15 protein-coding genes are annotated in these 22,021 nt (G+C 47.2%); 3 read left to right on the top strand and 12 right to left on the bottom strand.

What is annotated here, in order from left to right; genetic code table 11:
- Nucleotides 1-9: 9 nt before the first annotated feature.
- From JNUCC31_RS30965 to JNUCC31_RS30940, 6 genes are all read right to left on the bottom strand, one after another.
- The gene (locus JNUCC31_RS30965; RefSeq protein ID WP_192267118.1) at nucleotides 10-645 is read right to left on the bottom strand and encodes a Yip1 family protein; all 636 of its coding nucleotides are present in this window, start codon (nucleotides 643-645) and stop codon (nucleotides 10-12) included.
- On the bottom strand, nucleotides 629-2,092 hold the full coding sequence (locus tag JNUCC31_RS30960) for an NHL repeat-containing protein (RefSeq protein WP_192273489.1): 1,464 nt from the start codon (nucleotides 2,090-2,092) through the stop codon (nucleotides 629-631). The genes JNUCC31_RS30965 and JNUCC31_RS30960 overlap by 17 nt, the downstream gene beginning before the upstream one ends.
- Before the next feature lie 15 nt (nucleotides 2,093-2,107).
- Nucleotides 2,108-2,983 carry a carbohydrate ABC transporter permease gene (locus JNUCC31_RS30955; protein ID WP_192267117.1) on the bottom strand — a complete coding sequence of 292 codons (876 nt, stop codon included), beginning with the start codon at nucleotides 2,981-2,983 and terminating at the stop codon, nucleotides 2,108-2,110.
- A 2-nt stretch (nucleotides 2,984-2,985) separates the two neighbouring features.
- Nucleotides 2,986-3,903: a carbohydrate ABC transporter permease gene (locus JNUCC31_RS30950; protein ID WP_228469800.1), complete on the bottom strand. Its 918-nt coding sequence runs from the start codon at nucleotides 3,901-3,903 to the stop codon at nucleotides 2,986-2,988.
- Between the two features lie 58 nt (nucleotides 3,904-3,961).
- On the bottom strand, nucleotides 3,962-6,859 hold the full coding sequence (locus JNUCC31_RS30945) for an extracellular solute-binding protein (RefSeq protein WP_192267115.1): 2,898 nt from the start codon (nucleotides 6,857-6,859) through the stop codon (nucleotides 3,962-3,964).
- Between the two features lie 115 nt (nucleotides 6,860-6,974).
- Nucleotides 6,975-8,336: an extracellular solute-binding protein gene (locus JNUCC31_RS30940; protein WP_192267114.1), complete on the bottom strand. Its 1,362-nt coding sequence runs from the start codon at nucleotides 8,334-8,336 to the stop codon at nucleotides 6,975-6,977.
- A gap of 294 nt (nucleotides 8,337-8,630) precedes the next feature.
- Between JNUCC31_RS30940 and JNUCC31_RS30935 the strand changes: the two genes are divergently transcribed.
- Nucleotides 8,631-9,398 carry a response regulator gene (locus JNUCC31_RS30935; RefSeq protein WP_192267113.1) on the top strand — a complete coding sequence of 256 codons (768 nt, stop codon included), beginning with the start codon at nucleotides 8,631-8,633 and terminating at the stop codon, nucleotides 9,396-9,398.
- An 89-nt stretch (nucleotides 9,399-9,487) separates the two neighbouring features.
- Here JNUCC31_RS30935 and JNUCC31_RS30930 read toward each other — a convergent pair whose 3' ends face one another.
- The 5 genes from JNUCC31_RS30930 to JNUCC31_RS30910 all read right to left on the bottom strand — a co-directional run bounded on the left by JNUCC31_RS30930 (nucleotide 9,488) and on the right by JNUCC31_RS30910 (nucleotide 18,147).
- Entirely contained in the window at nucleotides 9,488-11,098 is a 1,611-nt protein-coding gene (locus JNUCC31_RS30930; protein WP_228469799.1) for a helix-turn-helix domain-containing protein, read from the bottom strand.
- A 2-nt stretch (nucleotides 11,099-11,100) separates the two neighbouring features.
- Nucleotides 11,101-12,858, bottom strand: coding sequence for a sensor histidine kinase (locus JNUCC31_RS30925; protein WP_192267111.1), 1,758 nt, complete (start codon nucleotides 12,856-12,858; stop codon nucleotides 11,101-11,103).
- A gap of 58 nt (nucleotides 12,859-12,916) precedes the next feature.
- Nucleotides 12,917-14,605 (bottom strand): extracellular solute-binding protein, encoded by a 1,689-nt coding sequence (locus JNUCC31_RS30920; protein ID WP_192267110.1) that lies wholly within the window; start codon nucleotides 14,603-14,605, stop codon nucleotides 12,917-12,919.
- Nucleotides 14,606-14,744: 139 nt separating this feature from the next.
- Nucleotides 14,745-16,298 carry a glycoside hydrolase family 43 protein gene (locus JNUCC31_RS30915; protein WP_192267109.1) on the bottom strand — a complete coding sequence of 518 codons (1,554 nt, stop codon included), beginning with the start codon at nucleotides 16,296-16,298 and terminating at the stop codon, nucleotides 14,745-14,747.
- Nucleotides 16,299-16,317: 19 nt separating this feature from the next.
- Nucleotides 16,318-18,147, bottom strand: coding sequence for a family 43 glycosylhydrolase (locus JNUCC31_RS30910; RefSeq protein ID WP_192267108.1), 1,830 nt, complete (start codon nucleotides 18,145-18,147; stop codon nucleotides 16,318-16,320).
- Between the two features lie 176 nt (nucleotides 18,148-18,323).
- Between JNUCC31_RS30910 and JNUCC31_RS30905 the strand changes: the two genes are divergently transcribed.
- Entirely contained in the window at nucleotides 18,324-19,097 is a 774-nt protein-coding gene (locus tag JNUCC31_RS30905; protein WP_192267107.1) for a helix-turn-helix transcriptional regulator, read from the top strand.
- An 84-nt stretch (nucleotides 19,098-19,181) separates the two neighbouring features.
- On the opposite strand, the gene JNUCC31_RS30900 is transcribed toward JNUCC31_RS30905, so the two are convergent.
- On the bottom strand, nucleotides 19,182-20,702 hold the full coding sequence (locus tag JNUCC31_RS30900; RefSeq protein ID WP_192267106.1) for a glycoside hydrolase family 43 protein: 1,521 nt from the start codon (nucleotides 20,700-20,702) through the stop codon (nucleotides 19,182-19,184).
- Nucleotides 20,703-20,898: 196 nt separating this feature from the next.
- Here JNUCC31_RS30900 and JNUCC31_RS30895 point away from each other — a divergent pair, with 196 nt between their 5' ends.
- Nucleotides 20,899-21,915, top strand: coding sequence for an AraC family transcriptional regulator (locus JNUCC31_RS30895; protein ID WP_192267105.1), 1,017 nt, complete (start codon nucleotides 20,899-20,901; stop codon nucleotides 21,913-21,915).
- Nucleotides 21,916-22,021: the final 106 nt, after the last annotated feature.

The following is a 22,021-nucleotide window of genomic DNA, read 5'->3' as shown; positions in this document are numbered from 1 at the left end:
TCTCCTTCCTTAGCCCCGGAGTACAAGTTCCTGATAGATGGTGGCTGCAAAGGACACAATCTGCTGCACCAGACTGAAGAACAGCAGGCAGAGAAAGGCCATGAATGCCATGGCAACCAGCGTCAACAGCATGGTCAGCACCGTTTTGGCGGGTGAGTATTGATGCACCGTCATATTGCCGACAAATAACAGGTATACCGTCCAGGCCGTGGCAGCCATGTTAAAGAAATAATAAAAGGCGGTTTCCTGATTGGAAATGATCAGACTTAGCCAAATCCAGGGAAACTGTACCAGAATCAGCGGAACCAGTGCGAAACAGGTGGACATGAAGATTTCTGAAAATTTGCCTTCGCCGTCCATAAGTGTGGTTAAGGACCAATTCGCTGTGCACCAGAACAGCACCGGGACAATGACATAGACCATTTCCATCAGACTGTTGAGTCGTTTCGGGTTGTTGAAATTGACCAGGAAACCGCTGTATTGGGCCTGAAGAATCGTTGTCACCATGAGTGCTGCAAGAATGATCCATGCGATCATCAGTGTTGTTCTCTGATTTCGTTCATACTTCAGTTCCCAATACCCGTCAAATGGATGAAAAATAAGATGAAGCGGATATTGGATCAGCTGTCTACTTGATGCTTGCATGTGTGCTCCCCCTTCTCTGCCTGCGGACTATGAATGCGATCACCACCATGACAATGACCAGTAACAGTCCGGACATGATCCATGAAAAATGCTCGCGGAGCAGTTCTTTTCGATACAGGAGAAACGCTTTGGAATACCCTTCTCGTTCCATGCTTCGCTTAAAGTATTGCGTGGATTCCGCATAATCCTTCTGACGCAAAAGCGCTTTTCCGATACCTGCGTAGGCATATTCAAGATTGGCATTCATATCTGCTGCTTTGGCAAAATTCGCCGCAGAACCCTCCTCGTCCCCATTGAAATAACTGCGTACAGCTTCATGAAGCGTACGTCCGTATTCTGTGGTTTGAAAAACGGTGATTTCTCCGAGCGCTTTGTCCAGAACAAGCATACGATCCCCCACACGCTCCAGAGAAACAGGGGTGTTGAATTGTCCAAGCCGATTTCCGATACCTCCGAACATGTGCAGCAAATATCCATCCCCGTTATAGGTGAAGATCCGTCCCATATTGGCATCCAGTACGGAATACATATCGCTGTCTCCAACGTCGACATCAATGAGACGTGAAGGCCCCTTTTCATTGCTGTACAGCAAATCACCCTGGGGTGGATAATATCCTTCTCTTCTCAAAATGTCCAAGCCCTGTGCATTCAGTTTTTTGATGGGTAATCCGGTCTTGTCTCCACTGGTTGCATAGATGAAGCCCTCTCCGTCCATGTCCATATTGGTGAACTCGGTGGGTGTGAACATGACCATCTGGCTGCGCTGCTGCCGAGTTGCGAACCGTTTCCACAAGTACACCACCGGGTCAACCTGGACTCTGTTGGCTCCAATGAAGGAAGCAAAGGTTCCATCAGAATTAAATTCCATAAAACCATCGAATACGCCTTCGGCCATGACATAGATCCGTTCGCCTTTATCCATAACAACGCGCAGTGGTTTGAACTGAAAGTCTGGCTTTAGCAGCTCGGATTGTGGCTGTTCCACAATTTTGATCAGTTGACCTTGCTTATCCAGATGCACAACCCGCTGGTTACCCGTATCCGCAATGAGCAGTTGCCCGCTGTCCGATACGTATAATCCCTGCGGAAGTTTGAATTTGTCTTTCGTTCCATCATGATCAAAAGAATCGATAACCCTTGTCAGCTTCATCTCTTGATTCAGCTCGACAATACGGCTGTTGCCCGAATCCAGCACATACACCCGCTGATCAGCAGTGACGTGCATATCGTTCGGTTCTTTAAATGGTCCAATATCCAGTTCCTTGCCCGTAACAATTCCCGTCGCCTCATAAGCGGCAGGAGAACGAACCGCATCTCCCCAGTAGGAATAATTGTACGCATTCGTCTGACCGTCGGCGAAAGCCGTTGACGCTGCGTTTCCCAAGCACAGGAGGCAGGCAAGACCCAGGGTGAGCCATCCGCTTTTTTTCCACACGCTGTTCAATATGTTGCTGCCCCCCTTCTACTCTTTCATTCCGGAAGTTGCCATCGTCTGCATGACACTGCTCTGAGAGATGATAAACAGGGTAATAGGCACGATCATGAGCAGCAGAGCTACCGCAGCACCGACACCTGCCCGGGCGATCCCCCCCTGGATAATCTGACTGAGCGCATAATGCAGCGTTTTCAGGTTTTCACTGTAGATGAAGCTTCCGCCGTCTGTTCCCCATAATGCTGGAAATTGTAAAATCATAAGCGTGAGCCAAGCAGGCTTCACGTTAGGCATGACGATGCTCCAGAATATGCGGTATTCGTTCGCCCCGTCGATCTTGGCGGCCTCCAGCAGCGCATCCGGAATCTGCTCCATGAACTGTTTCATCAGGAACAGCCCAAGAGAAAATGCGAGAGAAGGCACAATGATGGACGCATGGGTGTTGATCCATCCAAGCCAGGACATCACCATGTAGTTCGGAATTGCCGTAACATGCGGTGAGAACATCAGCGACAGGATGACGATGGTAAACAGTACATTTGAGCCGGGAAATCGGTATTTGGCCAGCGGATAAGCCGCTGCGGAAGCGAGAAGGATATGCCCTGCCGTTCCCAGCAACGTAATTAACAGCGTGTTGGCAATATATCTGGATAAAGGAACCCAGGAGTTGCCCATCAGATTGATCAGATCCGCAAAATTTTCCATCGTCGGATTGTTCACCCAGAATCGCGGCGGAAAAATAAACAGCTCATCCAAAGGTTTGAAGGCATTGTTGATCGTATAGATCAATGGCAATACCATAAATGACCCGAACAGACCCAGCAGTGCAAACAACATCAGACTGACGGTAAATGACCGATTAAGTCTTCTCGGCATGCCGAAAACGGCACGTACCTTGCTGGTCATTGTCATTCACCTATCTTTCTAAGCATTTTTTGTGTCAGCACGTTCGTTCCCAGCATCAGGACAAACAAAACGGTTGCGATTGCGGACGCATAGCCCATCTCGAACCGAATGGTTCCAAAGTCCATCAAATGGGTTACTACGGTATGTGCTGCATAGTTAACGCTCGGGAAGCCAGCCAGTGCAATGGAGATTTCGGCCACGGCAAACGAGGCTGTAATCTGCATGACAGCACCAAACATCAGCTGTGGTCTCATCGAAGGCAGCGTAATATACCAAAGCTCCTGCCACCGGTTTTTGATACCGTCCACCGTACCCGCCTCCACCAGGGAACGATCGATGGTCTGAAGTCCGGCAATGAAGGCAAGAAAGCTTGTGCCGAGACTGAGCCACAGCTGTACGATGATGACGATAGCCAGCACGTATTTCTCATTCGACAGCCATTGAATCGGTTCGAGAATAACGCCGAGGCGCATTAGAAAACCATTCATGTATCCGTAACTGTCTCCCGAGAAAACGATTAGCCAGATGAAAAAAACGTTTCCTGAAATGGATGGTGCATAAAAGACAAGTGTCATGATTGCACGAATTTTGGGTGACAGCTCATTAATAATCCATGCAAACAAAAAACAGGCAATATAGCTGACTGGCCCCGTAATCACGGCAAACAGCAGCGTATTTTTAAGTGCAATCAAAAAAACATCATCGTTCAGGAACAGCCGTGAATAATTTTGCCAGCCGACAAATCGGGGCAGCTCCAGCATGTTGAAGTGAAAAAAGCTGAGGCCCAGCGAGATGCCCACCGGAATGACAGTGAACATGAAAAAGATCAGCATAAACGGTGCCATCAGCACATAATAGTGCCTGCTTCGGTATAAATCCCTTTTCAAAAGGGACCACCAGCTGCTCTGCCTTGTGTTGATGGCAGGAGCAGTGGATGACTTGGTGGTTTCTGCGTGCAACCGTTACCCTCCCTTCTCTCTACTTCAGATTGAATTCCTTGCGCTTGAGCTCGATTTCATCATCAATGTACAGGACATAATCAGCCAAGGCTTCACGCGGATTCTCATTGGCATTAACCACCTTGCGGAATGCGTTATCGAGATGTCGGCCCGTAAAGTATCCGCCGGGAACTTGAGGAATGCCCTCTACCCACTCCCATTGTTTCTTCAGGTTCTGATAATCCTTAACTGGCCATGGCAGCTGCTCCAGCGCTTCAATATTGGCAGTCGGATAACGCGCCGCTGCCCCCATGAGTCCTTCCATCTCTCTGCCATAATCGATCTGAGTCTGCTTGTCGGTCCACCACTTCATGAACATCCAGGCAGCTTCTCTGTTCTTGGCGTTTTCCAGCATCATCACCGCACTCGTGGCACTTGCCACCTCATGCCTTACGGACCCGTCCTCCAGCTGCGTGCCGGGAACGATCGTGAAATCCCAAAGATTGCGAATTTCCGGTGCCATGACCGTCAGCATGTTGTAGGTGGTGTAATCCGCAATGCCAATCGGCATCTCCCCGGTACGGAAGCGGTTTGGAAAGTCAGCTTTGAGAGGGAATTTGTAATTGGTATAAAATTGCGTCCAACGCTTGAATGCATCCATGGAAATCTCCGAATTCAATGCGCTTTCCTTCTGATCTTCTGAATAAAATTCGCCGTCGTTCTGGTAGAGCAGCATGGCAAAGGTCGCGTTAGGTACCATGTTGGCATTGTTCGTCGTATCCTCAATCGGAAGGTAGAACTCCATGTTGTGCTTTTGCAGCACCGAAATGGCATTATACACATCCTGCCACGTTTTTGGCGGCTCCAGGCCAAGCTCATTCAGAATATCCTTTCGATAAAACAACATCGGAAAATGCTGCTGCTCCGGCAGGGCATACACTCCGTTATTGAATTGGTAAGGCGTCAGTCCGCTTGCGCGAAATCGGGTTGCAACCTGCTCAAAATCCGGGAATTGGCTCAGATCAGCCGCTGCATTCCGCATGGCATAATTAACCGGAATATCTTCGCCCATCTGCATGGCTACATCCGGTCCTTCCCCGGCAAGCGTAGCAGGCAGCAGAATATTAGGCGGAACGAGGCGCAATTGAACGGATATATCCGTTTCCGGTGTAAAGGAATCATCAATCAGACCTTTCAGAACCTGTGCCTGATCGCGTCCCGTTGTAATCCATACCGTGATGGAATCCTTATTCTGTTCAACGTTTCCGATGCTGTCATAATCCTCCGTATAAGAAGCGACATAGGCTCCCATTTCATGTTTCATCTGCTGCAGCATGGTCGCCTCTGCCTTCGGCATCTCCTGATCCGGTGAGGATACCAGGACGTAATCCAGTGAGATAGGCTGTTCACGTACGGATAGAATCCATGTACCTAACCCGCCCACATTGATCTTAAAAGTATCCAGACGTTTGGGCACGGTTTCGGGCCTTGCCGCCATGTCCTCTAACTGAATAACCATGGCATGGAGAATGGCTACCTTGTCGCTTTGTTCACCTGTCGCCTTCTCCAAATAGTCAGCAACCGATCGAAGAATGCCTGCCTGCCGCTTGAATACCTCAATCATCTCCGGAATCCGAGTTTCCAGTTGATAATCCCTCATCGGGTCCGGTTTATTGGAGGTAATCATCAGAATTTTGCGATACATTTCGTTTAACTCCAGCACGCTTGATTCCACTGTACGCAGCAGTGGAGCGATATCGCCGAGCGTAACGGTCATGCGCAAACGGTGAGTTCCTTTTTCCAAATGAAACAGGTATGGCTCACTCTCACTCGGGCCTAGCACCCTTGTCTGCCATTCCGGGCTGTAGTTGAATCGAATGCGCTTCATTTCTTCAAAAGGAATTTTGCCGTCGATCGTCAAACTTCGTGTGGCATACACGCCGCGAAGCTGATCCTGTTTTACTTTGAGCCCCATTTGGTACAGGCCGTCCTCCGGTACATCCACATCCCATTCGATCCATTCACCAGGAAGCTTCCAGTTGATGCCCCCAATGGCATTGACACGGATTTTGGATACATCATACGGTTCCAAAGACGGGCTTGAACGATCGGAGATCGGGGCGAGGGTTGGCGAGGATTTACTCACTGCCTGCTCCCCCTGTACCTTGATCATGACAGGATCAGCCGGCTTCAGACCTGCTGCTTCATAAGTAGCCTGAAGCTCTGTGTAGGTTGGAATGCTCTCTTCCTGGTACAGCTCGATATAATCGATCGCCATGCTTTCGCGCAGCGAAGTCAGCGACAATGTTTGTGTTCCCTTTTCAAAATAAAATTGGTATGGCTCTTCGAAGTAACCCGCACTGTCTTTAAAAGAAGCAAGCTGCCAGGCTGGTTGCTCAACCTGCCGTGGCCGGAGGTCGTTGCCGCGATCATCCCTGCGAACATTGTCATCGCGATTCCCCCATACCCTGTCAAATAACAGCACATCGGCTCCTCTGAACGGAACCTCTCCATTCAGCGCCAACTGCCGTTCAATCCCTGAGCTTTTGCCTGTTGCAGGATAATAATGTATTCGTAACTGGTATAACCCGCTGGCTTGAACAGGAACTTCCCAACTGATGGTGCCGGATTCCGGAGTGACGACGGCTTTCCCGTCCAAACCGGCATACGCATTGACGATCTCGAACTCCCCGTTCACAGCCTGGGTGAACGACTCTCCCTCAATCCGTATTTTCTGCTCCGGCTTGTCTGCGTCAGCATGAACGGAAAGGTAATGCTCATAGCTGCGAGAGTCTTCTGTACCGGATACCGCTTCGAAATCCTCGCGTGCCTGAACGATGCCGGGACCACGATCCCTTGTAAAGTAAATGCTCCATAATGAGAGGATCATCACCATGGCGAGCAGCAGGATCAGTGCCTTTTTCTTTCGTGACCGCATGTTCGAATACGTCCCCCTTCCTTCTGCCGTGGAGTATGAATGTTATAGATAGAAATGGCCTCTCGGGACCTAAGCCTGAGACGCGTTTTCGTCCCGAGAGAGCAGCTAAGTACGCTTATTTGTAGACTTCATCAATGGAAGCTTGGAAAGGTGCCTTGTATTTTTCAATGACCGTTGATACGGATACACCTTCAAGCAGCTCACCATTGAAATCCCAGAATGGCAGTGACGGGAACGTATTGTGGTCCAGCACCAGCATACCTTCGGCAACGGTTTTGGCATTTTCAATGTCGGCTTCTTCCGTCAGGTGAGTCTCCAGGGTGGACTGACTCGGGTAATCGTATATGGAGTCAATCTCGTTGATTTTTTCCCAGATATACATCAGCTGTTCCGGATGCTCGACTGCCTTCGGAATTGTCAGCGCCTGATAACGCGATTCCCCGGAGTGGTACGCTGTAGCACTTGGTCCTTTTGGAAAAGGAACAAAACCGATATCGTAGTCCTTCATATCTGTACGAATGCCTTCGATCTCATACATGGCTCCCGAATACATGAGCGTATTACCCTGACGGAAGAAGGTCGCCGGTTCCGTCCAGTCTCCGCCCTCCGTAGGTCTTCCTACCTTTTCTGTCGCCAATTTGGAAACAAAGCTTAGCGCTTCTTTTGTTTTTGGGTCCTCCAAATTTTGTTTGTCAGCCTTGGTCAGAGAGGCCTCGTTGGAATACAGTACAGGCTCAAGCAGTCCCGTTTGGGCCAATCCCCACGTATCAAGTTTTCCATCGTTGTTACGATCCTTGTTCGCCTTTTTGGCTACTTCAACGAACGTATCCCAGTTCCATTGATCTTCGTCCACATATTCTTGCAACGGCTTCATGCCAAGCTCCTGCATGAGTGTCCGATTGTAAAAGATTCCACTGATAAATGAAGATTGATCTTCAGTGAATCCATAACCTCTGCCTTCATACTGCATGTACTGGTTCGTCGTTTTCTGGTTGAATACCTTATCATTCTTGGTGTATTCATCAATGGGCCATAACAGGTCCTGTTTGGTCAGTGCCGGAATGGCATAGTCTTTGCCCAGCCGCACAATGTCACCCAGCGGCTCACCTGCCATCAGGGAAGCCACGACCTTCTCCTGATACTCACCAAAATCAATCGAAATGTATTCGATGTCAAAGTTATGCTTCTTTTTCAACGCCTCCAAATTCTCGATTCGCTGAATGTTGTCGGGGTTGCTATCTGTCATTTTCATATCCCACCAGGCAACCACCTTGATGGTTCTTCCCCCCATGTCAAAATCCATCTCTGGGGTAGATTTCTCATTCTTTGGTTCCGTTTCTGTTTCGTTCGTGGCCTGCTCCTCCTGCGGTGCCTTTGTTTCTGGCTCTGTCTGGGCGCTGGGGCCGTTGCTGCAAGCACTCATCAACAGCATGACTGCTAGAAGCAGACTCATCAGCATGAACATGTTTTTTCTCATTGTTGTCCCCCCTGAATGTGGTTTAGTCGTTTTCCATCAAAGTGTAGCTTTTAAATGAAAGCGCAAACAACATGTCTAATTACAGGTGTTTACCCTGGCAAATTATAGGTTTTGGCAATTTGAATACAGATTGAAGCATTTACCTATTTAATTGGTAAACAATTGCTCCCTCTGCAAATAAATGCACATTGTATGCGCTTTCTTTTTTTCTCATAATGAAATTAAGACATTTGTCATTCAGGTATTGAGGAGCGGGGAGTCGGTATATATCAATTGAAAGCGAGGGATTGCTTCATGCATAACATCTTGCTTGTGGATTTTAGTCGCTGTGTGTTCGGGGATATTCAACAGCTGCTGCGCCGCAGCAACTCTGAATATATCATTGGAGATTGTGTTGATTCTGCCCAGTCTGCGGTATCTGCATTGTCTGAGCAGCAGTTCACTGTAGTGCTCATAAGCACCGGAGGATGTGCTGCTGCAGGGTTGTGGGTATGTCAACACATTCGAAAAATTAGCCAGATTCCCATACTGATCATGGGAGGCCATGATCATTTTCAGCTTGTCCGTAAAGCACTAGCCTATCAGGTAAGCGATTATCTGCCCGGCCGGTTCAATGCCTCTGCCCTCCTCAATAGTCTCAACAGACTCCGCTTCAGACTTGAGCCGGAGCAGCCCAAACGAAATCTGTCCTCAATAAGATCACTCATTCAACTTGAGGGTAAACAGGTGCATTCCGCTCAGGTGGTCAAGATCATCAAAGCTTATGTCCTCGATCATCTGAGTGAGGATATCACATTGAAAAAAATTTCCGATATGGTTCACTTTAACTGTGCATACCTTGGGCAAAAATTCAAATTGGAAGAGAGCATGTCCTTCAATGATTACTTGCTTCAGCAACGAATGGAAAAAGCCAAACTGCTGCTGAAATCCACCGATTTGCGGATTTATGAAATTGCAGCCGGGGTCGGATATATGGATACAGACTGGTTTTATAAAAAGTTCAGGGCTTACACAGGCGTGAGTCCCAATGCCTATCGTAAACTAAAAACGTTCACCGCTTAATTTGGGAAAATTACCTTAGCCAGCCGTTAAACCAAAAGAAAAGTAAGGCCACTGGAGATTCAAGCCCGTGACCTTACTTCTCTTCCTCATTAACGAACCATTAAAGATTCCCTGAATTCCTGGGGAGTCATACCTGTCACCTTTTTGAAAAAACGGGTAAAAGAATGAGCTGCCTCATAGCCGACCTGAAGTGCAACCTCACGAACCATGAAATCCGCATTCCGAAGCAGATCCTTCGCCTTTCGTATTCGCAGCTCGTCTATGAATTCGGAGAGGTTAATACCCATCTCCTGTTTGAAGAAACGGGACAGATACGATGGATTGAAATGATAAAGCTCTGCCAGTCTGACAAGGGAAAGGTCTTCTTCCAGATGTTCTGTGATGTAAGTACAGAGGGAATGAATTACGGCATTTGCCCGATCCTTTTCATTCGAGCTTTTGAAGCGAACCAGTTGGTCGGCTGCCTGGTACAGAAACTGCACCGCATCCTTCATACACGTATACTCATTGAGATGTAGCAGTCTGCGCTGATCGGGTATATCCTGATGCAGACCCCAACGATTGATGGTTGAATACAGATGAAGCGCCAGATTATAGTAGGTTTCCATAGCCCTCTCCAAGGTGACATCCTGTTGCATCAGTTCATTAGCCAATTCCTCAAACACTTCGTAAAATTGCTGGATTCGCCCCGTCTCCAAATACCCTGACATCAGATCGATCCGGTTACTGACCCGTGTGAGCTCCTTTAGGCCCTGATTCGGCAAAACCTCATCATAATCCCGAAGCACCATGGAAATTCCATCGCCAATCTTCATCCAATGAAGCTGTCTCAACCTCTCGTATTGTCGTGGAATTCCGGACCAGTAACAACTGTTTCCAGCCAATGCAAATGCCACAGCTATGTCAAGTGAATTCATACATGCTTCCTGGACCAATTCCAATGTACCCTCAAGATATCGGACAAGGGAACTGCTCGGCTCGGTTTCCATCTGCTTGGGCTGAATAAGCCATACCATATCCCCGTAATGGTCCGGTACGCTCACGTGATGAGTCTGCTCATCCATCAGGGAGGAAACGATCAATTGCATCGATGCCTGAATGTTGGCGCGTTCCGTATGGGCATATTTATCCCTGGAATGAATCCGGCCAAGCACAACATATACGAGGGAAGAAGTATGCATCCCAAGGTCCCAGCGATCCAATTGTTTTTGGATTTCACAAGTAGAGCTCTCATACGCCTGGCTGTTCTGCAGCAGATTCCGTAGATACTCTTCCTGCTGAAGCAGATCCAGCTTACAAGTAATCTCGTATGACTTCTCCAGCAGCTCATGCATGTGGTGGCTTTTCCTGATTTCTTCCATTACTTCCTTCACAACGGATAACACCTTGTCATAACCTTCTGTTTTGAGCAAATAACGGACATTGGGCATCTGAAAAGCCCTGTAAGCATAGTTAAAATCGCTGTAGCCTGTTAGAAAAATAACGCGGCAGTGCGACCAATAGGCCTGAACCTGCTCCGTCAGCTCAAGACCGTTCATACCTGGCATGCGAATATCGGTCAAAACGATATCTATTCTGGAGCGTTCCAGCCAGGCTAATGCCTCACTCGCTGAATAAGCCTTGCACACATCAAGGCGGTCAGGCATATATCTTGCAAAGGTTTCATATAGAGCATCCGTAATAATATCCTCATCATCCACTATCAAAAGTCGATACATCCATCTTCCCTTCCTTCCAAATGAATTCGGATTGTGACCTTTAATCCCGACAGTTCACTTCTTGTCAAAAACAACCCGCTTTCTTCCCCGTATGTCAGCACCAGGCGTCGATGGATGTTTATTAAACCGGTCATTTCATCCGAGTCGCTTTTTTCCAGTATACGTCGTTGAAGCGCCTCAATATGGTGATCCTCCAATTCATGGCCATTGTCCTCCACACTAATCTCTGCGATCTGTTCCTTGATGCCAAACCGAACTCGAAGCATGCCCGGATCGGTCATTTTTTCCAGACTGTGCTCATAAGCATTCTCAATGATTGGTTGTATGATCAATCGGGGAACACGAATGCGCTCCATTGTCATTGGCAAATCCCCGAAATCTGCCTGTATGCGTCTGGAGAAACGCAGCTTCTGGATTTCGGTATAAATCCGTGAATGGGATGCCTCTTCTTCCAGCCTTACCTGATCCGTTTCGTTCCGGGTAATAAACCTGAAATATTCGCCAAGCATGTTGGTGAATTGTTCAATTCGCTCCGTATCCCCTGTTCTTGCAAGTGAATTGAGGATAAAGAAACTGTTATATAAAAAGTGGGGATTAATCTGGGACTGAAGCTGCTTCAATTCGGCACGCTGCGTCATCATCGTTTGTTTGAAATCCCGATCGATCAGCAACTGAAGCTTCTCAAGCATCTGATTAAAACGGGTATACAGGAAGCCAAACTCATCCTTACGCTCGTGCACGATAGGAATATCCAGCACCCCGGTCTCCATTTTTTTAAACCTTTTGACGAGCAAAAGCAGAGGAATGTGGATGAGCTTATAACTGGAATATAGGAAGGCCGAAATAGCAACAAATGATGTAATGGCAAACAACCAGGCCCAATGATAGAACTTGCTGAGTGGCCTCTTCACACTCTCTTCCGGCAAATACGTGGCTACAGACAAGCCGAGAGGCTCCATACGGCTCTGACTGACATAATAGCGTATGCCATCCACCTTCACCTGAAATGCACCATAGTCTTTCTTGGCTATATGGTCGCGATATTCAGAGAGGATAAAATCATGCTGCGAAAGGTCTGTAATGATAAGACCCGTTTTTTCCTCCATCAGGAAAGAACCGCTGTCAGAGTAAAGATTAAGCTGGGTCAGTGCATGTTGAAATTGTTCTGTATCCAGCTCAACCTGGACCGCGAATAACGGAGCCTCTCCCTTTTTTCCAGCCTGCTTCACGGCACTCAGGTTCATTCCACCGTCCTTTATTCTAAAACGGGTTCCTTTCCCCTGGTCGCCTGAGCTGAAGTAGTTATAGGAATCGCTGTTGTAATCATCAATTCCGTAGGTAGCAGAGACGCTTTTGCCAATCGTGCGAATATGCACATGGACATTCTTGATATAGACACTGCTATTTTTAAATGTAGCCAGCCTTTCGGCCAGATAGTTCAGTGTTTCTCGACGATCTACCTGATCCATCATGTTCCAAAGAATGGCAAGCCTGTTCAGCTTTCTGTCTTCTACAATGTCAAACTGCTGCAACTCCATCCATTCCATTTCTCGATTCAGTTCTTCGAGATAACGGGCAAGCCGTCTTTCCGTTGATGATGATATTTCCTGGCTGGCATTGTCATAACTCCAGTTGTACAGATACGTCCCTAACAGGATTAGCGGAAGAACAAAGATCAGATAGGTCACGACCAGTCGTGCGAAGATGCTGCTGCGCCATGATTGGGCCGGGAATTTAATCAACTCATCCCCTCCAGCATACGGATTGCCTTCTTGCCTGAACGCACCCTTGAGGAGGGATTTAACGTTCCAATGCCGTTTTTGTATTTTTGGTATCGTGCCACGCATTAACCTCCGCTGTGATCTGATCTCCGCCCAACATTTTCCAATTGGTCACAAACTGATCGAACTCTTCTATGGGTCTGCCCAAAATAATATTCAGGTAGGCTTCAAGCTGGAGATCATTCAGTATCATCTGTCGATCAATCATCGTATCTGTAATTCCTCCCGTGAATTGATCGTATAGCAGCTGTTCGTTTCTTTCGTAGCCATCAGCAATGCTGAACGCTCCAGACGACCCATAGGTTTGATTCCATCCCCAACCGCTCTCCACGTCTTCATGGATGTAAGCTTGAATTCTTTTTTGAATAGCCAATGCTTCCTCTTGGAGGACCGAAAGATCCCCTGAGCGGTTCGCTTCCTGAATTTGGCGATAGGCGTCCAGGTTTTTGGTTCCTGGAAAAGGGGTGACTGGCGAGAGCATCCACACGGCCTTGGAATCGTCATTGTAGTAGGTTTCGTACTCTGCCTGATCGCCCCAGTTGGTCTCCAAATGCAAATTCATGAGCTTCATGATGACTTCAGGATGAGCGTAATCTTTTCTAACGGCGAAGTACTTCCAGGTATTGGTGCGAAGGGGCACCTTGGCCAATCTACCGGATGCTGCTGGGATGGGAAAAGCCTGCCATTCGGCTTTTGGATCGCTCTCCCGACTCGACTGGATCATAAAAGGAGTCCATTGTTCACCATAAAGCAGGCCGATTTTTCCGTTCTGGATCAGGCGTGCTTCATTTGTTCCTTTTTTATAACTAAAGTCGGGGTCAATCTGGCCCTCCAGGTACATTTTTTGCAAGACTTGCAGCGCTTTTCGAACTTCAGGTTGTATGCCTCCGTATACGAGCTTGCCCTCCGCATCTTTAATCCAAATATTCGGATATGCATCATACCCGGCCATCAGGCCGGCAGCTCCCATGACCGGGTCCCACAAATGATTCGTTAAAGCAAGTCCGTACGTATCCCGTTGACCATTACCGTCGGGGTCTCCATCTGTAAACGCTTTCGAAATCTCAAGCACGTCTTCTATTGATACAGGCGGATGAAGTTGCAGGCGTTTAAGCCAATCCGTTCTGATCCACAAGAACTGGGCTGTTTCAATGGAGGATGCCGTTTCAGGTATAGCCATCAACTTGCCATCAATGGTTGCCGCGTCAAACGGACCACTTCCTTCTGCTTCCAATATGCTCTTCGCAAGAGGAGAGGCATAGGTTTGGTACACTTCGGACAGATCCTGAATTAGCCCTGCATTACTCAACTGCCTTAGCTGGTATGGATTTACCCTGACAATGTCAGGAATACGTCCGGCAGCAAGAGAGACGCCCAGCTTCTGTCCGTACACATCTCCTTTGGCAATCCAGTCATATTGAAGCTGAATCCCCAACTCCTGCTCATATAACCTGGTCCAGCGATTGTCCAGCATTGTCTCCCCGGGCAGCTGGCTGATCATTTGTTCCAGATCGTCCCCTGTTTCTCTGACAAAAGATACCTGCACCGGAGAGCTGTATTTTCCAAAATTCGGCTCATGATCCGCAGCCTGCACATCCATACCAATAAAGTCTTGTTGCGAATATCCACGCGTATGTCCTGTTGGTATGCATGCGCTGAGCAGTAGAATGACGACCAATTTTGTTTTGGTTAATACAGTGATGCGCATATGATGCACCCCTATTCGGCTGAAATAAACGCTTTTTCCTGATACTGGAATCTGTTCTCATTGTACATGAAATAGCTTCACCGAAGCAGAAAGAGTCAATATATTGTTAAAAAAAGTCGCCAGCTCGGCGACTTCAATTCTATTCATTCTGCTTATCCGGCAGCAGCACCTGATATTCAAAATTCGAAAAATCAGCCATTCCCCCGATCATTGTTGTCGAATATAAAAACAACCCGATCCGGCATCCCATAAAATGATCCAGCTTATAAATCATCTTGTGAGTGATACCCAGCGGCTTCCACTCCGTGCCTTCCAGATAGAAGAACGTGCACTCGTCCTGATTGTCCACAAAATTCCCAATGGCCTTGAGCTTAACTTCTGTTTCCCCTATAGGGATTCTTGCGTATTCGGTGGCTGGCTCCGCATCGATCAGATTACCGAAGATGCTTGAATCTTCACTGCTTCTTGCCAGCATGACCAGATAAAAACGGCCTTCATTCCTCGTAAGTGCAATCAAACCATATGTGCCAATCAAAAAACACAGTCCTGCATAATCACCGTCCTTCAGGCCGCTTCCATCCAGTGTGACAATGGCTTCACATACGGGTCCCATTGCGCGCTGCGTCAGCGTATTAACAGCAAAGGTCAGATTGGGACGAATATGACCGGATTGAATTCGATAAACGCCCGGTTTGTCGGTAACGGACCAGAGGTCATCGTGCGGGCTATGGTTCCATTGCCAAAAATCATTCAGTCGTACACTTCCGTCATCGCCGGGTTCATAATAAAAGCTGTCGCTCCCAACCAGAGGTTTGTATGTATAATCCGGTCTCGTGCTCGGAATCAGGATTTGCTTCGGCGCTTGCTTGGCAAACACCGGAATATCGTTCTCGAAGTGCAGCGGGACCAGCACGGGTATGCGTCCGATGGCACCATGATCCTGAAACAGCATGGCATACCAGTCTCCGACCGGCGTATCTACGATTCCTCCCTGGGCTACCCCTGAATTGAAATACCCCATATCATCATTGAATACTTCCCCGCCAACAAACTCATCTTCCAGTGAATCAGCCGTATAACAAGCCTGTGATCTTCTGCCGGAAGCCTTGGAAATGTGGATCAGAAACACAACATATTTCCCGTTAATTTTATAGAAGTGGGCACCTTCATAGCCAAGGAAATAAGGCTGTTTGTCTTTTACGATCATGCGATGTACTCCGCCCTCTTTGGGTCCAGAGAGATCGGAACTTAATTCAGTCAGATAAATCTCGGCATTTCCATGAATCAGGTAAACTCGATTATCATCGTCAAAAAACAGCGAGCAATCATGATAAAAACCTTCCACATACTGCTTCGTCCATGGACCCGTTATTTCCTGGGCAGTGTACAAATATGTCTTTTGCGTATCATTGGCAACAAAAATGACGTAGAACGTATCGTTATGGCGTCGAAGCGAGGCAGCCCACATGCCTTTGCCGTAAATCTGCTGGCCTTCCTCCAAACGCTGGGCGGGTGTGTCATCAAGTCTATCGTACACATAAGTAGCGGTCTCCCAATGAATCAAATCATAGGATCGCAGGATGACGCAGCCTGGCATCATATGCATCGTTGTACTGACCATATAATAGGTATCATCGACCCGAATCACATCCAGATCCGGATAATCAGCCCAAATAATCGGGTTTGCAAACATATTTTCTGTTCTCCCCTTTCTAGTCATGTTTCACCACTACCTCAACAGATACATTAACAAATTCTCGTTTTAGATCGCGATCCTCGGTTAAATCCAGAACCGGATATCCATCGATGTCAAAATGGACACGGCGAATTCCGCAAGCACGAGGTGCATCCAAGCCGGGTCTGGCATGGTAAACATTCCATGTAATCCCTTCATCATCCAATACATAGGAATTGTGTCCCGGTCCAAATTCTCCTGTAACACTCCTGGAAGTTAACAGAGGATAATTCCATTTTGTCCATTGCTCCGGGTTCAGCAAATCGCCATTTGTATTCAGGGTTAGAAGCCCTACACAATAGGTGGCGTCTACAGCTGCACTCGCAAATGTTAAAAACAGCTTGCCGTTTCGGATGAGGGCGAACGGCCCTTCATCGACATACGTGTGATTGTTTGCCCAGCCGTAATCCGGTTTGGACAACAAGACGGGTTCACTGCTCAACCTCCATGGCTCTTTGGAATCAAGTTTGGCAATGTAAAGCCATGCTCCACGATCTACAGGTACAAACTGGCGCTCAGACCACGACGCATAATATTCATCGTTCCATTTAAAAACCGTCATGTCGAGGGAAATTACTTTTCCGGCTTCACACAGATAGGTTCCATCATTTCGAAGCACGCGCTGGGGTCTGGACCAATCCGCTGCATGAGTTGGGTTACCACCAGTTCTCAGTTTCATCACATGGCATTCTTCATTCAGAAAATCACCCGAGGTAGCTGCATGAAAAAGGTATAACTCATCTGCAATGATATGCAGCTCAGGCGCCCACAACAAACCTTTAATATCGTCATATGTGCTGGTGTCCAGAATCAAGGTTTCCCGGGCTTCAACGAGACCCGCTATCGTATCCGATTCCCGAATATACAGCGTTTGGTTATGATCTTCATCATTTGTTGCTACAAAATAGTACTTGGATTTCCATTTTGTAATGCAGGGATCTGCACGGTTGGCAGCGATGGGAAATGCATAATGCTCCTGTACAACCGTACCTGTCACAAGATAAGTGCCTTCCTCCTCCCACGTTACCATGTCCCCATTCCAATCCACTTTCTTGAGGGAAGTCGTACCATCGCTGTATTTTGCGATTGCCTTAAGCGCTTTCAAATCTTCAGTGGATGTGGCTATGATACGGTCCGGGACTTGGATCGCTATATTAGCAGGCGGTGTTAGTCGGTGGACTGCGCGCTGTGCAACTTGACGTGGAACCCGAAGCACATTGCGCGGAATGATTCCTTCAATATCCGGGGATGCCGATGTCAGTACAAATGCCTCTGTCCTTGTCGGGGTGGAAGCACTTGTTAGGCGAAAGAGATTCTGCATCGTATTTTGAAAAAAGCAGCCATGCTCATCTCTCCATCGGATCACATTGGAATGGGTTAACTCATTATATTCACACATCACGTCATGGACATGTACACCGCCTTTCAGGTCAATTAGACCGATTTCTCTATAATGCAGCAGATCAGATGAATGAAAAAACAACACAGCTCCCTTGCTCTCTGTATCGTGTTGTCCTTCGGCTTCTGTTCGCACTGCAACAACGCCATATGTACCATCTTGAAGAATGAATATATATGGATTATGCAAACTTTTGGCATTCAAGGTGCCATTCTCATTTTCCGTTGCCTTTGCAAACAATACACCTGAGTTATGGTTGAGCGCACGGTAATTTGATCCATCTTCACTGTAGGCAAGGTGCATGCTGTAGGCAAGCCTGGGTGCGTAGATCTTTTTTTCTTGAGGAGAACGGGTATAGGAGAGGATATAGTGATACTCCTTTTCCTTTTCCACTTCTGATATTATCATAATATGTCCCCTTTATTGATCATTTCAAAGACTTATCCGTCGATATAGCCGTAAGGTTCTACTGATTAATGAATGATTTCTTAATGGTTTTCCCTTAAAATTATAGAATAGAAGTGCCGTTCAAAGAATGATATATGCTAACGCAAAATTGATCTATTCCAAGATTGGAGAATCTTATGAATACTATTTTTTATGTCGGTTACGATGCCGCTCATCCTGCTGATTTCATTTATGACATACCCGAAGGTCATGATTTCTGGCTTCTCATTCTTACACAGACTCCAGCAGAATTCTGGGTAAACGGTGAGATAAAAGCATATCCGGCCAATTGTGCCGTCTTATACCCGCCTTATCAGAAAATCATGTATCGTGCATGCTCGGATCAATACGTGAATGACTGGGTTCGTTTTCTTTCCGATGAATCGTATGTACTGGAAACAGCTATCCCGTTGGGCACTCCCATTCTTCTTCCGGATCCCGGTTATTGTCATCAGTTGTTTCAATTGCTGGCTACCGAAAATTTTCTTCAGTGTGACTACCGTGAGCTCTCCATTGATTATTTGTTTCGGATTATGTTTAACAAGCTTCTGGAAGCCTCTCAGTCCATCGAAAATAAGCCTCATTATCAGGATCTTCTTCATTTGCGGAAAGCCATTAACCACAATCCGGGCCTGGAATGGAGCGTTTCTATCATGGCTGACTATGTTCATCTTAGTCCAGGCTATCTGCAATCATTATATAAGACCACATTTGGCATCTCCTGTATGGAAGATGTCATTCAATCCAGAATTCGTCTCGCCAAAGAAAGACTGATCCATGGCCAGTCCAGAATTTCAGACATCAGTGAACTTTGCGGTTATCGGAATGTGGAGCATTTCTCCAGGCAATTCAGACAAGTGGTCGGCTGTACACCGCGCAGTTATCGCAGATCCATCATGTCTCCGTCCTAAAGGGCTTGCAGAATATCCTCCTTCAATCGACATAAAAATTCCGCCGGAAGCTCATTGCCGGCGGAACCATGGTCAAGTTCAATCTTATTTTTGATCAAATCTCCATTGGCTCATGTGAATGAGAGGCTTCTCATTCGTTCTTCCACCAACCACAATATATAAATCATGAACGCCCTGTGCGCCTGTAACTGGGGCTGAGTATTCCTGCCACGTATGGTTCATGTCTGATGCTTGGATGAGAAGCTGTCCGATTAATGGTCCGTCAGGATGATCCAGGTGAAGGGCTACAAAACCCTCGGTACCGCTATTGGAGATCGTTGCGCTAAAGCTGGCTGCTCCTTCATGACCAAAATCAACCTTTGACAGAGCGATCCAGCTGCCATTTTCCATATCCGTGACGATAACCTCCGATTCATCACGGGAAGATTCAGTACCATATGAGTTGACTCTCACCGTCTTCACTCCCGCACTCCATCCCATGGTCGCAGCATTTACGCGCTGAAATGGGTTAAACAGCTTTACCTGATCAACCCCTTGATAATCTGCATCCATCTCATAGATGTGTCCGTCAGACTCACCGAAGTGAATTCGGTTCAGATGTGTGGAACGATAGCCGTCAGGGACATCCAGAGCTTGGGATAAAGTCTGGGCGTGATAAGCCATGTACCAGTGCTCCGCAAATTGAAAAATGGCATGATGGTTATTGCCGCCGACGCCAAAAAAGTGCCCCGGATTTTTGAGAATACTTCCTCTATACGTCCAAGGTCCCATTGGCTGGTCGCTTGTCATATAAGCAATTTCACCAGCCGGCGGACTGCCCTCTGGGCGGATGCCTTCGTGAAAATTGGAGCAGTACGTGAAGTAGTAAATGTTGTTATATTTGTGTATCCCCGCATCCTCAAACATGTACGGCGCAGGGATAACCTTGGCCCGGCCTACTACACTGGTCATATCTTCTCCCAATGGCATGACTCTTGCCGTGTCGGGCCTCTCTGCTTTTCCTTCCGGAACTCCACCCCCGAAATAGATATAAGCTCTGTGATCATCATCGACAAGCACGGCCGGATCGAATACCCACGGCACACCTTCAACCCCCGGAGTCTCGCTGGTAATGAGTGCTTTACCAATAGGATCTGTCCAGGGTCCTACCGGACTTGGAGCAGACAGCACCCCAATACCGCTTCCATTATTGGAGAAATACAGGAAAAATCGGTCCTCACCATCCATGATTTGATGGGCAGCAGCGGGCGCCCAGGATTGCGTAGCCCATGTAGCTGCACCTTGCGGTCCGGCAACCTGAATTTCGCCGTGGTCGATCCAGTTGAGCAAATCATCTGAGGAGATGATGGTAAGCCGATTGATGGATTTGAAGCTGTTATTCTGAGGAAGTCCGTCCGCATCGTGCTCCAGTGTATCACTTGTCATATACAAATAGACCCGATTATTAAACACTAAGGCATAGGGATCGGCTCCAAACTTATGGGCAACCAGTGGATTTCCGTTTTGAGGCATTTTACCGATAGCTGCCTTAATACTTGACACATAGGTAGACTGTTCGCTTTTTTCCGTTTGTTCACTGGCATTTGAAACCGAATTATTTTTCATTGAAAGATTCCTCCATTAAAAGTTATGTATGACCCATGAATAGAGCTGCATTATCCTTGTCTCAGGTACAAGTTATATAAGAAACCGTTTGCAAGAATGGGAGCATCATGATAGGATGATTACATTTTAAGGTAAACCGAGTGCATTTTCATTGCATATTCTGCTCTGTTTATTGCGTGAAAGGACGAGGTGTTTTGTGAACGGACTTTATTTGTATGATCCCATCCAGCCGGAACTCTTATATCTGCACCGCGTGACCACATATAAGCTGGAAACCTCTTATCATCGCCACGATGCCTATGAGATCTACCTTTTCCTTCGTGGTAACGTTAACTTTTATATTGAGAATCGCTGTTACCATTTGGAACCGGGCGATTTGCTTGTCATTTCTCCGGAAGAAATGCACCGTTCTTTTATCATGGACGAATCCGAATATGAACGAATTACCATTAATCTCAAGAAATCATACTTGCAACGGCTCTCCACTACAGCAACAAATCTGTCCGCATGTTTTGATTACCGTCCAAAGGGAAAAGGAAATATCGTACATTTGCATGATTGCCAAATGAAGCAGTTCCTTCAGCTGGCTGAAGAGCTGGAGTATGCTCTTGCTTCGGACGCGTATGGAATGGACATCAAAATCAACGCAACGATTGCGCAGCTGCTTGTACTGATTAATCAGTCGTTTCACGATACAACCTTCATTCCTACGGACATCATGCCAGAGATTGTTCGTCAAACGATGGATTATGTTGAAGCGAATATTACGCAGGAGATTACACTTCCGAAGCTTGCCGAGACGTTTTATCTGAACAGTACCTATATTAGCCGGCAGTTCAAAAAGCATACCGGACTGACGCTTCGTTCTTACATCCTGAATCGGCGTATTGAGCTCGCCAGATATTACCTGTCGGACGGGATGAGCATTACAGATGCCTGCTTTCAGTCGGGATTCAGCGACTATGCCAACTTCATTCGCAGTTTCACCAAGGTCGCCGGAATCTCTCCGGGCAGATTTGTCAAACAAAAGCGAAGTCCTGCCGAGCTATTCTTTTCCTTTGAGAATGATACACCGAAAAAAAACCGCCCTGCGGACGGATACAACGCTTATGCCCAGCATGAACGCATCAACACTAAAATGATGAACAACAAACAAGCTTCGTTTCTGGAAGACTCCTTCGATACTTCTGCCATCATTTTGCTAGAACCGTAATCGGCTCGTTGAATTTCTTTAATTGGGTAACTCAGGGGAGCTGCCAGACTTTCTGGACAGATTTGTTGCAGATCTCGATAAGTTGAACGACGTTATTCGGGTAGAT

Source organism: Paenibacillus sp. JNUCC-31 (genome assembly GCF_014844075.1).
In the GTDB taxonomy this organism is placed as follows: domain Bacteria; phylum Bacillota; class Bacilli; order Paenibacillales; family Paenibacillaceae; genus Paenibacillus.
Note: the sequence above shows the minus strand (reverse complement) of the source record. Positions and strands in the feature narration are given on the sequence as shown.